Below are 12,873 nucleotides of genomic sequence, written 5' to 3'. Positions count from 1 at the left end.
ACTCTACTTGTTAGTATTACTTAACGCGTAACTCCATCGCCCATTAAATGACTGGTAGGCATTTACTTTGGCAAGTAGCGATGAAATAGTTGAATCAACGGCATTTTCTTGCGCTATTAAAACATCCTGACGCGCATCTAACAACTCTAAGTAAGGAATTTGCCCTTCTTCGTACATTGCTTGTGCTTGTAAAAATGCATTATTAGCAAATTGATAACGCTGCTCAGCAAAGCGCGATTGCTGTGCTTGATTGACCAATAATTGCAGAGAAAGTTCACTCTCGTTAATCGCTTTTAATACCACTTGCTGGTAGTCAGTATACGCTGCTTGGCTTAAAAACTGCTGCGCATCGCGTTGTGCTAAAAGCGCAGGGTAACTTAATAATGACCACTGCAATTGCGGCGCTACTTGCCATTGCTGCTGGGTATCACTAAAACCGTTGCTCCCTAAACTTAACACGCCTGCAAAGCCGCTTAAGCTAATATCCGGCAATAAAGCTTTACTGGCTGCTACACTTAGGCTATTTGCCTGGCTAAAATCAAATAAAGCACGACTTATATCAGGTCTTAGTGCTATTGCATCATTAGGCTTTGCCAATGACACCGCAAATGCCTTAGTTAATATAGTACGCTCATCATTAATGATCAGTGATTGCGTAGTTTGCGCGCTTAATACGGCCAAAGTAGATAAGTCACGGTACTTCGCATATTTAATTGCCGGCACCAAGGCTTGCTGCTGCCTAAGTTGCGCCATAGTGCGGTTTAAGTCGAGCTCATTGGCCACACCTTCATCAACTTGGGCCTGTAGCACTTGAATGCTTTGTTCAAGCGCTTCTATTTGCATCTCAATAATTTGCTGCTTTTGCAGATTACCTTGATAACTCACAAAGCCTTTAACCACAGCCGACACCACTTCAATTTGCAATAACCTAACTTGCTCAGCTTGGCTCATTGCTTGTGAATTCGCGGCATCGACTAACGCAGTAATTCGACCAAATAAGTCGAGCTGCCAATCAAGTGCTACATTCGCACTTGATTGTCGGTTATTGGTATTGCCTAGCCCGCTTCGTTTTGCACCAACCTCAATACCTCCTTGCGGTAAGTATTGCGCTTGTTGCTCGCCAATACGCGCCAAAGCGCTTTTTAATACCAGCTGACTAGTTTGTAAGTCGTAATTATTAGCAAGTGCGTTGCTCAGCAGTTGGTTTAGCTGCGCTGAGCCCAGCTTATGCCACCAGTTTTGCTCATTTTCACCCATAAACTGCTCTGCAGATATTGCCTTGGCAATAAACTCATCAACCTGTTGTTGCTGAGCAGCTGTGTCAATTTTACTCGCGCAACCTGATAACACAGCAACCGCTAATGCAGAACTCAACCATGGCGATAATTTAAGTGCGCTTAAGTTAAATTTAGTCATGTGAAGACTCCTTAACGCGCGGCTTTTTTACCACCAGCATATAAAACACCGGTGTAAATAATAGTCCAAACACAGTTACTCCAATCATGCCCGAGAACACTGCATTACCCATGGCATGACGCATTTCTGCACCGGCACCGGTTGCCAATACAAGCGGTATAACACCTGCGGTAAACGCAATTGATGTCATTAAAATTGGGCGTAAACGTAATCGACACGCCGCTAACATCGCCTCAAGGTGCGATAACCCAGTGTCATGCTTATCTTTAGCAAATTCCACCATAAGGATGGCATTTTTAGAAGCCAATGCGACCAGTACAATCAACGCTATTTGCGTAAATATGTTGTTGTCTGAACCTACAAACCACACCCCTAATAACGCTGAGAAAATAGTCATAGGTACAATTAAAATAATGGCCAGTGGTAAACGTAAGCTTTCATACTGTGCGGCCAGTACCATAAACACCAGCAACACAACCAGAGGGAATACATACACCATGGTATTACCTGCTAATACTTGCTGGTACGTTACCTCAGTCCACTCATATTCAATGCCAGTAGGCAATGTTTTTGCTAGGACAGCTTCAATCGCCAATTGCGCTTGATCAGAACTATAACCGGGCGCTGGGCTGCCATTAAGCTCTGCACTTGGGTAGCCGTTGTAATGCATTACACGATCTGGGCCGATGGTAGGCGTTACCGTTAATACTGAGCCTAACGGCACCATATTACCGGCACGATTACGCACTTTTAGGTTTAGTATTTGCTCTGGGTCTACCCTAAAATCAGCATCAGCTTGGGCATTAACCTGGTAAGTACGACCAAACAAATTAAAGTCGTTTACATACACTGAGCCTAAATAAATTTGTAACGAGTTAAACACTTCATCTAATGGAATACCTTGAATAAGCGCTTGCTCACGGTCAATATCAATATCCATTTGTGGCACTTGAATTCTAAAGCTTGAATACAGCCCCATTAACGCCGGATCTTTTTGCGCCGCAGCAATCACTGATTGCAAACTGTTAAATAAGGCTTCAAAGCCTTTGTTAGCTCTATCTTCTATTTGCAATTTAAAGCCACCTGTGGTGCCTAAGCCTTGAATTGGCGGTGGCGGAAACACAGCGACAAAGGCTTCATCAATGGCCGCAAAACGTTGGTTTAATTGCGCTGCAATAGCCGAAGCCGACATACTCGGATCCGTACGCTCTGCAAAAGGCGCCAGTGGTGTAAATACGATGCCGCTATTTGGGCTATTAGTAAAACCATTCACTGAAAGACCAGGAAACGCTACCGTGTTCGCAACCCCAGGTACCTCTAATGCAATTTGCTGCATTTGTTTTACCACCGCTTCTGTACGGTCTAAACTTGCAGCGTCAGGTAACTGCGCAATGGCGACTAAGTATTGCTTATCTTGTTGTGGAATAAAGCCACCCGGTACCGCATCAAACAATTTAATCGTACCGCCAACTAAGGCAATATACGCAACCATAACTACAACGCTCATACGAATAAGCTTTTGTACCAGCTTTTCATACCCTTTAGCACCACGGTCAAACACGCGATTAAAAGGTTGGAATAACCAACGGCCAAATAATTTATTAAGCACGCGGGTAAACGCATCAGGCTCGGCATCATGTGATTTCAACAATAAAGCAGCCAGTGCTGGCGACAGCGTTAATGAGTTAAACGCCGAAATTACCGTTGAAATAGTAATGGTTAATGCAAATTGCTTATAAAACTGCCCTGAAAGCCCAGTAATAAAAGCCGTCGGAATAAATACCGCACATAATACTAATGCAATCGCAATAATAGGGCCGGTTACTTCCGTCATTGCCACGCGGGTTGCTTCAAGCGGAGATAAGCCATCTTCTATGTTTCGCTCAACGTTTTCTACGACCACAATTGCGTCATCAACCACGATACCAATAGCCAGTACTAAACCAAATAGCGATAAGGTATTAATAGACACCCCAAGCCATTGCATTACTGCAAAGGTACCAATGAGTGAAATAGGCACTGCAATTAACGGAATAATAGATGCGCGCCAGGTTTGTAAAAACACAATAACCACAATCACCACCAGCACGATTGCTTCGAGTAAAGTGGCGATCACCGCATCAATTGAGCCTCGCACAAATACCGTTGGATCATAAACAATGTCGTATTCAACACCTGCTGGAAAGTCTTTTGATAAACGTGCCATCGTTTCACGCACCTGATCAGAGAGCTCAATGGCATTTGACCCTGGGCGTTGAAATATTGGCATCGCTAAAGCGGGTTTATTATCAAGCTCAGCACGCAATGCATAAGAATCTTGGCCTAAATCAACACGTGCCACATCTGACAAACGCGTAAGCTGCCCTTGCTCCCCAACTTTAATAATGACTTGTTTAAACTCTTCAATGCTATTAAGGCGTCCTTTGACGTTTAATAAAATTTGGAACTGACTGTCATTTGAAATCGGTTGCGAACCTAAACTGCCCGCTGCAACTTGCTGATTTTGCGAGCGTAGTGCATTGACCACGTCACTTGCAGTAAGCTCACGTGATGCTAGCGCATCTGGGTTAAGCCAAACTCGCATTGCATATTTACCACCACCAAATAAACGAATATCACCCACACCAGGTAAACGCGCTATTTCATCTTTGATATTTAAATCGGCATAATTTGATAAATACGCGGTGTCATGGCTGTTTTGGGGTGAATATAAATGCACCACCATGGTTAAATCGGGTGATGATTTTTCAGCAACAACCCCTAAACGTTGCACTTCTTGTGGCAAACGCGGCAGCGCACTATTTACTCGGTTTTGCACTTGCACTTGGGCACGGTCTAAATCAGTGCCTAACGCAAATGTCACCGTGAGCGTCATACGTCCGTCACTGGTTGCTTGTGAAAACATATACAGCATGTTTTCGGTGCCATTTATTTCTTGCTCAAGCGGTGTTGCCACTGTTTGTGCAATAACCGTCGGGTTCGCACCTGGATAACTGGCAGTCACAACCACTGTCGGTGGTACGACTTCTGGGTATTCACTGACAGGCAGCTGAAATAATGAAATGCTACCTGCAATTAAAATAATCAACGACAGCATGGCCGCAAAAATCGGTCGCTGTATAAAAAAGTGTGAAAATTTCATCTAATAACCTTATTGCTTAGCAACTAAATCGGCAGGATTAGCACTTAGCGTAAATGCCACGCCTTGGGTATTAATTGCCACTTTATTTGGTGATATCGGCATACCCGGTCCTACACGAGCAGGGCCATTTACAGCAATAACATCGCCTTGCTTAAGTCCTGATGTGATGGCTCGCAACGATCCATAGCGCTCACCTACCGTTACAAGCTTATACTGCAGCACATTGTTTTCGCCTACCGTTAACACAAAGCGATTTTTTAAATCTGTGCCTATGGCTCTGTCTGGAATAATGACAGTGTCACGTACTGCATTAGCAGCTAACTTAATGCGTGCAAATGAGCCCGAACGCAACTCGTTACTGCGATCATCAAATACCGCACGAACGCGTAAAGTGCCTGTAGATGCGTTAATTTGATTATCTATAAAGTTAATATGGCCGCTATAGTTAAAATCGTCTTGTCCTACTTTTTGCATTACAACAGGCTGTTTGCTTGCAGCTGTTACTTCGTCAAATGCGCTATTCCAAGTACGTTCATCTACATCAAAGTAAGCGTACATTTTGTCATTAGAAACAATTGAAGTAAGCACGCTTTGCCCTGCAAGTACGTTGTTACCTTTGGTAATATTTGCGCGAGAAATCACGCCATCAATAGGAGAAACCACTGACGTAAACTCTAAATCGAGCTTTGCAGCTTTAAGCTGCGCTTGCAGTGCAGCAAGTTGTGCTTCACGCTGACGCAGAGTCGATGTACGCGCTTGTGCTTGCTCAGTCGAAATGGCTTTTCGCTCAGTTAAGCGTACCGCACGCGATGCTTCGCTTTTTGCTTGTTCAAGTGCTGCTTGAGCACTTTTAACCTGAGCGCTTAAACTGTCAACGGTTGCAGCGAATGAGCGATCGTCTAAACGAAATAATACATCGCCTTGTTTAACGCTATCCCCTTCTTTAAATTCAATTTGCTCAATAATGCCGGATACACGCGGCATTAATGCCACTTTTTGCGGTGACTCTAAGCGTGTTGTATAGGTGTGCCAACTTTGAACTGGCTTAACCAAGACCTCGGCTACATCAATTGCTTGTTGTTGCTGTGCGGGTGCTGATTGTGTTGTATCTTCATCGGCACAACCGGCCAGTGTGATTAATGCAACAGATAATGCTATAGCAATTAAGTGTTTGTTCATAACGACGCTCCTTTTAATTTAGCGTTGCATAATACGGAACATACTTGATGACAAAAACAATAGATTTTTAAATTCATTAGTGCCAAAATGGCATCAATACTCACTACGTGATGAAATAATGGATACAACCAGTCGACTATTAATGCTGCTTGAAGTGGTAGAGCAAGGCTCATTTGCAAAAGCAGCCGAAATACGAAATATTGACCGCTCAGTGATCTCTAAGCAAATTAGTCGGTTAGAGGATGAACTTGGAGTAAGGCTATTGAACAGAACAACCCGCTCATTCTCTCTTACAGCAGCGGGCGCTGAAATGATAAAAAAAGCAGGTGAGCTACGAAGTCTGCTTGGCGAAACGGTGCGCATGGCAGAAAACTACCACCAAGAGCCACGCGGCGTATTAAAAGTAACCGCATCTACTTTAATAGGTCGACGCTACTTACAGCCAGTGATAAACGATTTTCAAAAACGCTTTCCGCAAGTGGAAGTAGAACTGCGTTTGGATGACCGATTGGTTGATATTGTATCTGAAGGATTTGATTTAGCGTTTAGAGTGGGTGAGCCCAAAGACTCATCATTAATTGCTCGTAAAATTGCCCGTAATCGTTTGTTACTATTAGCCGCGCCAGCGTTTATAGAAACATACGGTATGCCTACAACAATCACTGATTTGGCACAATTGCCAGCGGCCAGTTATGCCAGCAACTCACTGCGGGTAGAAGGCATAAATTACTATAACCACACTGGCGAGCACTGCGCACAAAAAATAAAAAGTGTGTTTAGAGCAAACGATGCAGAAGTATTACTAATGAAAACTCTCTCTGGCACCACCTACTTTTTAGCGCCGGCATTTATTTTAGATAAAGAAGTGATTGATGGGCAACTGGTGCCCTTACTTACGGATGTAAAATTAATGGAACATAATGCAATGTATGCTGTATACCCACACCGAGATTTACCGGTAAGAACACGATTGTTTTTTGATGCCGTGCGTGAATACATTGGCAAAGAAAGACCGATTTGGGAGAACAGTATTCCTAATTTTGATCAAATGTATTAAGCCGCATCTGCACAGAGGTTAATATCAGAAAAAACCGCATTGTGAAGTGACCCCATAAAGTTGGACTCATTTTTAAGCGGCTGCCAAGGCCTGATTTCGATACTGTATCGGACTCAGGCCTTTTAGTTTCAGCTTAATACGCTCGTTGTTGTAATAGTCGATATATTCTTTGATGTTTTCAATAAGCTCATTCACGTCTTTAAACGTTTCGTTGTGGTACATCTCACTCTTCAATATGCCGAAGAAGTTCTCAGCAACCGCATTATCTAAACAATTTCCTTTTCTAGACATACTTTGTTGCAACCCTTTTTCCTTGAGATGATTTTGATATTGTTTGTTTTGATATTGCCACCCTTGATCTGAGTGTACAACTGGCTTTTCATTTGGCTTCAACCTAGCAGTTGCTGTTTTAAGCATGTCAGTTACCAAAGGGAGTGCAACGGATTTTCTGACTTCGTAACTGATTACCTCTTGGTTGAATAGGTCAATCATAGGCGATAGATATACCTTCTCATTATTCACTTTAAACTCTGTCACATCCGTCACCCATTTTTGATTTGGCTTCTGCGCACTAAACTCACGGTTAAGCGTATTTTCTGCGATTTTACCCACTTCACCTTTATAGGATTTATAACGCTTAGGCCTTACTTTTGACTTGAGGCCTAACTCATTCATCAGCCGTTGAACGCGCTTATGATTAACAAGTACCCCCATTGTTCTCAGAGCACTCGTAATTCTGCGATAGCCATATCGTCCTTTATGCGCGTGATAGATATCACGTATTTTTACCAGTAAATCATTGCTTGCACAGGGTTGCTTACAAGTAGTGCGATGATAATAGTAAACACTCTTTGGCAGCCCTGTAGCCTTTAAAAGGTGTCGTAAGCTATGTTTTGCCTTGAACTCTTCGACGACTATCGTCTTGTCTTTGCTTTTTTCTTTCTGGCTTGAGCCAAGGCTTCTAACTTTTTTAGCACATCATTCTCTGCTCGTAAGTATGCTAATTCTTCTCGTAACTCCTCCTCAGTCATTTGCTCTACTGGTTTTGATGAAGAAGAATTATTAGTCATGACTGGCCTACCTTTTATTTGTGGTTTGAGACGTGATATACCATCACGAGCATAAAGCTTTTGCCATTGAAAAAGAATGCCAGGGGACGATAAATCGAAAAAAGCACTGGTATAACCGAGTGACCAACTGTTTGCTGTCATCGTTTTTAACACTTCTACCTTAAATGCTTGAGAATAAGGTTTGTGAACAGACCTGAAGCTTTCAGCGCCATGAATTCGATAAATAGCGGTCCAATATCGGACCTGCCTATCTGTAACATTAAATCTGTTGCTTACTGTCGAAGAGCTTTCAGACAAAGCGAGCTCTGCTATTTTGAGCTTAAAAGCTCGATGATGTTTGGACATAAAAAGACCCCCAGTAATTGGAATGTCCAACTATTGGGGGTCACTTCATTGCGCCCCGCATCTTTTGCCTTATAAAGCTGCTTACCTGCTTGCGCTATTAATTCAGCCAAATTTAGTTGTTGGTACTTAACTACGCCAACACTGGCTGTTAAATTTATGGTTATACCATTGGCTTCAATATATTTATTTGCAACGGCTTGTCTAAGATTTTCAGCCATTGCCAGCGCGGATTGTGCACTATCAAAATTGCTCATTAAAGAAAATTCTTCACCCCCCACCCTAAACACATACCCTTTTGCAAAAGTAATCCTAAATAGAGTTGCCAACTCAACCAGCACTTTATCTCCTACATGATGGCCGTATTCATCATTTATTTGTTTAAAGTGGTCAAGATCAATTAAAAACAAGTACAACTGTGATTTGTCTTTTATCTCCACTTCAAAATAATGACTCATAGATAAACGGTTTCCTGCGCCCGTAAGAGGATCAAGTAAAGCCAAGTTTTTAAGTCGCTTAGAAAATTCGGCCCTATTTTCTTCAAAAACATGAGAAATGACCCATATAATAATATAAATAAACAGTAAGTTGAGCGCTTGGTTAAAAGAGGAAAAAGAAGGGCTTGGTAATTTATAAAGCAACACTGATGATTGCATAACCAAAAGTGTGGCCGATAACACAATACCGCATTTTCGACCAAGAAGTAGATAAAACAAAATGGGTAAAGAAAACGCCCACAAAAACAAACCATTTTTAAGTGGTGCCAAAAAGGTTCCACATAATATAACGAGCGTTACAGTCATACAAACCGTTATGGCATACCAATTTCGTTGCTTGTTTTTAACCAATGGTATAAAAACATAAAAACAAAGTGCGGAAATCACACTTCTAAGCCACCTACAATATAAAAATGATTTTTTGATAGGTTAAACACAGCAAAAATAAATGACAGCAAACCTAAAAATAAACACATCCATTTTAAGACATGCTTACGTAATATTTTTGTACTGTTGAGAGCGGCTATATCCATAAAAGACTTAAATCAAAGCTACTGGTTTAAATTAATCCTGAAATGCAATAATCACAACTTTACGCTTAACAACCACCTTTAAAATAAGCAAAAAGGACTGGTTAAATGCAGCTATTCTGTAAGCAATTCATTAACTGTGCCAACCAAGTCAGCAAACTCCTCATCAACATGTGCAATTTGTTTAGGGCTTAAGGTTTGATTTAATTTAACCAGCAACTGTGCGTATGCCCTTAAATTTTCCTCATTTCTCTCAATGAGTTCAGCACTCATAAACAGCTCTCGTTCTGTAATGATAGTGCGTAACTGCTGCGCAAATTGGGCATCATCAAGGGTTTGCTGATTAAACAGTGCCTCAAGTGCACCTAACCGAGTTAGTTTATAGTCATACCATAAATTGCTGGTGCTGATATATTCACTGTTGGCTTGTGACACTAGCGTTCGCTGCTCTGAGGTGAGCTTACCAAGCCATTGTTCGTAGTAGTCTAGTTGCCTGTCTAAACGAGACTGCTGATGCTCCTCTTTGGTTAATGAAGCGTGCTCTTTTATTTCATCATTAATTTGCTCACGAATGTTTTCTACCATTTCACTGCGTTGTGATGGAGTTAACGTTTTTGCCAGCTCGATTAAGGGATCACTCGCGTACAAAAGTAAATTGCGCCAATGCTGCTTTACCTGCGTTATTTTTGCCATTAACTGCGCTGTATCGGCTTGTTTATCGAGCAACTGCCTCAAGTCGAGTAAATCGGCTTTATATTTTGGTAACTCAACCTCTCGATGCCAATCTCGGGTGTTATTAATAATCACTTTTAACTGCGTTGATTGGCTTTTGTTTAAGTCGACATAATCGTCTATCCAAAACGAAGACAGCCAACCAAGGTTGTTATAAGCAAAGGAGGTAGAACAACTGGCAATAAACAATAAACTGGTTATAAAAATAATTTTGCTTAGTTTTATATTTTTTAAATTATTTAACATTAACAGACCCCGTTTTATGATGCTTTAGTTGCCAAAAATCATCATAAGTAATTATGTAAGCTATTGCTCGCTTTTATTTTTTTCATTTTTCTATAGAATCGCAAGCTAACGCAATTTTTATCATGACTATGTGCTTAAGTTTAGAATTTTTGAGCTATAGTTAAAGCTACTTGTTAATACGTTTGTATACCTAGGTTATAAACGTTGGCGTTATTAATTTAGCTCATAATTTTTTACCTATCCCTAATAGATTCACTAGGTAAGTTTTACTTTTATGGCGCTTACATAGAACGACAACTAATTTGGAGACATGCTTATGTCACAGTCTAATTTTAAAGCACTGCTACTGGCCGGTATTATGCTCGCTACCCCTCTTGCTCATGCTGGACTAGAAGAAGGGATCAGAGCTGCTAATGCGGGTGAATTTGAAGAAGCACTTAAAGAGTTTAATTATTTAGCTGACAAAGGCTATGCACCGGGTATTTACGAATTAGGTAAGCTATACGAAGGTGGCCATGGCGTTACCCGTGACTATTACAAAGCAGCTGAGCTTTACCAACAAGCCGTAAAGAAAAACCATGTAGATTCAATGTTTGCACTTGCGGTTTTATATGATGAAGGTAATGGCGTTAAATTAGACAAACAAATGGCCATAACCTTATTTGAAAAAGCAGCAAATAAGAACCTTCCCGCAGCACAGTATAACTTAGGTGTAATGTACGCAAATGGCGATGGTGTTAGCCAAGATTATAAAGCCGCCAGAACATGGTATGAAAAAGCCGCTGCTAATAATTACACATTGGCGCAGTTTAATTTAGCACTGATGTATTTTGAAGGCTTAGGAATGCCAAAAAATCTTGAAATGTCGTATGTATGGAATACCATTGCCGAGTATAACGGCAACATGCAAGCCAGTCACAGCCGTAAACTTGATGAACGTACTATGCTCCCGAAAGAGGTAGCTGAGGCCAAAGAAAAAGCCGATGCAATTTATACCAAAATTTTAGCGGGTACTTATGCTGGCGAAGGACGACTGTTTTAAGTTAGCTATTAAAAAAGCTGAATGAAGTGATTCATTCAGCTTTTTATTTTAAGCGTTGCAAGCTATTTTACATAAAGCCACTTTAGCACTTTGATCTGTAATTTATTTTGTTTAAGTAATAAACCAATGCGCGGGTTAACCGAGCCAGAGACTAAGGTATTTTTTGCATGGCTAAAGGTGAGAAAACCTTCTTTACCGTGATAATGCCCCATCCCCGAATGCCCCACGCCACCAAACGGCACATCATCGGCAGCTACTTGTATTAATGTGTCGTTTACAGCAACTGTTCCGCTAAGTGTTTGCTTAATAATGTACTGTTGCGCCTGTTTATCTTGACCTAAAATATAAAGGGCTAATGGGTGGTCGCGTAATCGAATATAATTAAGCACGTCTTCTAATTTGTCGTAACTCATAATGGGTAAAATGGGGCCAAATAGCTCTTCTTGCATTAATGTCATCTCATCTGTTACGTGCGTAATAATATGCAGACCCATACGATGCTTTTCGCCATCTTGCTGGTTTTGTTCAAGCGGTTTAGTAATTTTAGCGCCTTGCTCTTGTGCTTGCTCTAAATAACCCAGCAAACGCTGATAATGTGCAGGGCTTATAATCGAGGTCAGGTTTTTGCCTTCAACACCTTGCTTAAAGTGTTTTTTATAAAGGATACAAAGCGCTTTAATGAATTGGTGCTCCAATGCTTTAGGAACAAACACGTAATCAGGCGCTACACATATTTGCCCTGCATTGGCCATTTTTCCAAATAATAATGCACGCGCGGCTTTATTTACATCGGCTTTTTCTAACACAATCACGGGCGATTTTCCGCCGAGCTCTAATGTTACCGGCGTTAAATTTTTACTGGCCGCGGCCATAACTAACTTGCCAACGGCAGTCGAGCCTGTAAATAGCAAATGCGCAAATGGCAATGATGAAAACTCACTTGCCACGTCGCTACCACCTTGAATAATTTTGCAGTGTTGGCTTAATTCACCTGCAAATATTTTTTCAATAACGGCATTGGTGTTAGGCGTAAATTCACTGAGCTTTAACATCACCCTGTTACCCGCTGCAATCGCAGTAATAACAGGTACCAATGCTAGTTGAATAGGATAGTTCCATGGTGCAATCACACCGACCACGCCAATAGGCTGATAGGTTACACTTACTTTTGAGGGCCATAAGCTTAACCCCGCGCTGCGCTGACTTGGTTTAGACCATCGAGGTAGCTTTTTAATAATATGCGCAAGTCCCTGCATGGTGGGCAAAATATCCCCCACTACGGTATCGAACGCCGTTCGGTATCCAAAATCTTTAGATACTTCAGCAATCAAGTCTTGCTCTAACGTTACAATGTTAGCGCGTACTTTCTTGAGTAAAGCAAGACGTTGCTCAATGGGTAAATAAGGGGTGTCTTCAAAAGCATGCTTTAGTTCATTAAATTGCGAACGCAAAGATCCTGTAGATAATGTGTCAGTGTTCAAAATAAGCTACTCGATTTATAACGTTTTCAAGACTATAACCTTGTTCTGTTACTCGAGCAATAAAGAGTGATTTTGCAACACGAGGAAAAGGATTGCAAAAACACTCAACAGGTTGGTTGGAACGCATACCGATGCACTG

At 41.5% G+C, this 12,873-nt stretch carries 9 protein-coding genes and 1 pseudogene; 2 read left to right on the top strand and 8 right to left on the bottom strand.

From position 1 onward, the window contains the following. Positions 1 to 3 precede the first annotated feature (3 nt). From BG00_RS16155 to BG00_RS16145, 3 genes are read right to left on the bottom strand one after another with little or no spacing between them, the layout of a single operon-like run. Positions 4 to 1,416 carry a TolC family protein gene (locus BG00_RS16155; RefSeq protein WP_036983921.1) on the bottom strand — a complete coding sequence of 471 codons (1,413 nt, stop codon included), beginning with the start codon at positions 1,414 to 1,416 and terminating at the stop codon, positions 4 to 6. After that, positions 1,409 to 4,558, bottom strand: a complete 3,150-nt coding sequence (locus BG00_RS16150) for an efflux RND transporter permease subunit (protein ID WP_036983919.1) — start codon at positions 4,556 to 4,558, stop codon at positions 1,409 to 1,411. The genes BG00_RS16155 and BG00_RS16150 overlap by 8 nt, the downstream gene beginning before the upstream one ends. A gap of 9 nt (positions 4,559 to 4,567) precedes the next feature. Beyond that, complete coding sequence (locus BG00_RS16145) at positions 4,568 to 5,737, bottom strand: efflux RND transporter periplasmic adaptor subunit (RefSeq protein WP_036983918.1); 1,170 nt, start codon at positions 5,735 to 5,737, stop codon at positions 4,568 to 4,570. 118 nt (positions 5,738 to 5,855) lie between these two features. Between BG00_RS16145 and BG00_RS16140 the strand changes: the two genes are divergently transcribed. Next, on the top strand, positions 5,856 to 6,794 hold the full coding sequence (locus BG00_RS16140; protein WP_036983917.1) for a LysR family transcriptional regulator: 939 nt from the start codon (positions 5,856 to 5,858) through the stop codon (positions 6,792 to 6,794). Positions 6,795 to 6,866: 72 nt separating this feature from the next. On the opposite strand, the gene BG00_RS16135 is transcribed toward BG00_RS16140, so the two are convergent. From BG00_RS16135 to BG00_RS16120, 4 genes and pseudogenes are all read right to left on the bottom strand, one after another. Further along, on the bottom strand, positions 6,867 to 7,712 hold the full coding sequence (locus BG00_RS16135) for an IS3 family transposase (protein WP_250653896.1): 846 nt from the start codon (positions 7,710 to 7,712) through the stop codon (positions 6,867 to 6,869). Then, the gene (locus tag BG00_RS16130; RefSeq protein WP_036979831.1) at positions 7,709 to 8,209 is read right to left on the bottom strand and encodes a transposase; all 501 of its coding nucleotides are present in this window, start codon (positions 8,207 to 8,209) and stop codon (positions 7,709 to 7,711) included. The genes BG00_RS16135 and BG00_RS16130 overlap by 4 nt, the downstream gene beginning before the upstream one ends. After that, positions 8,173 to 9,179 (bottom strand): annotated as a pseudogene (locus BG00_RS16125) (GGDEF domain-containing protein). The gene BG00_RS16130 and the pseudogene BG00_RS16125 overlap by 37 nt, the downstream one beginning before the upstream one ends. A 168-nt stretch (positions 9,180 to 9,347) precedes the next feature. After that, the gene (locus BG00_RS16120; protein ID WP_036983916.1) at positions 9,348 to 10,211 is read right to left on the bottom strand and encodes a DUF6279 family lipoprotein; all 864 of its coding nucleotides are present in this window, start codon (positions 10,209 to 10,211) and stop codon (positions 9,348 to 9,350) included. 316 nt (positions 10,212 to 10,527) lie between these two features. On the opposite strand from BG00_RS16120, the gene BG00_RS16115 reads away from it, so the two are divergent. Further along, positions 10,528 to 11,253: a tetratricopeptide repeat protein gene (locus BG00_RS16115; RefSeq protein ID WP_013463177.1), complete on the top strand. Its 726-nt coding sequence runs from the start codon at positions 10,528 to 10,530 to the stop codon at positions 11,251 to 11,253. Positions 11,254 to 11,315: 62 nt separating this feature from the next. Here the strand turns inward: BG00_RS16115 and BG00_RS16110 are convergent, their stop codons facing one another. After that, positions 11,316 to 12,734 (bottom strand): coniferyl aldehyde dehydrogenase, encoded by a 1,419-nt coding sequence (locus BG00_RS16110; protein ID WP_036983915.1) that lies wholly within the window; start codon positions 12,732 to 12,734, stop codon positions 11,316 to 11,318. Positions 12,735 to 12,873 lie beyond the last annotated feature (139 nt).

It is taken from the genome of Pseudoalteromonas sp. SCSIO_11900, from assembly GCF_000576475.1.
In the GTDB taxonomy this organism is placed as follows: Bacteria; Pseudomonadota; Gammaproteobacteria; order Enterobacterales; family Alteromonadaceae; genus Pseudoalteromonas; species Pseudoalteromonas tetraodonis.
This window is presented reverse-complemented; position numbering and strand designations above follow the sequence as displayed.

Excerpts from the sequence above, each read along its gene's own strand:
- BG00_RS16130 (WP_036979831.1), bottom strand. The coding sequence starts at position 8,209 with ATGTCCAAACATCATCGAGCTTTTAAGCTCAAAATAGCAGAGCTCGCT.
- BG00_RS16120 (WP_036983916.1), bottom strand. The coding sequence starts at position 10,211 with ATGTTAAATAATTTAAAAAATATAAAACTAAGCAAAATTATTTTTATA.
- BG00_RS16140 (WP_036983917.1), top strand. The coding sequence starts at position 5,856 with ATGGATACAACCAGTCGACTATTAATGCTGCTTGAAGTGGTAGAGCAA.
- BG00_RS16115 (WP_013463177.1), top strand. The coding sequence starts at position 10,528 with ATGTCACAGTCTAATTTTAAAGCACTGCTACTGGCCGGTATTATGCTC.
- BG00_RS16155 (WP_036983921.1), bottom strand. The coding sequence starts at position 1,416 with ATGACTAAATTTAACTTAAGCGCACTTAAATTATCGCCATGGTTGAGT.
- BG00_RS16150 (WP_036983919.1), bottom strand. The coding sequence starts at position 4,558 with ATGAAATTTTCACACTTTTTTATACAGCGACCGATTTTTGCGGCCATG.
- BG00_RS16145 (WP_036983918.1), bottom strand. The coding sequence starts at position 5,737 with ATGAACAAACACTTAATTGCTATAGCATTATCTGTTGCATTAATCACA.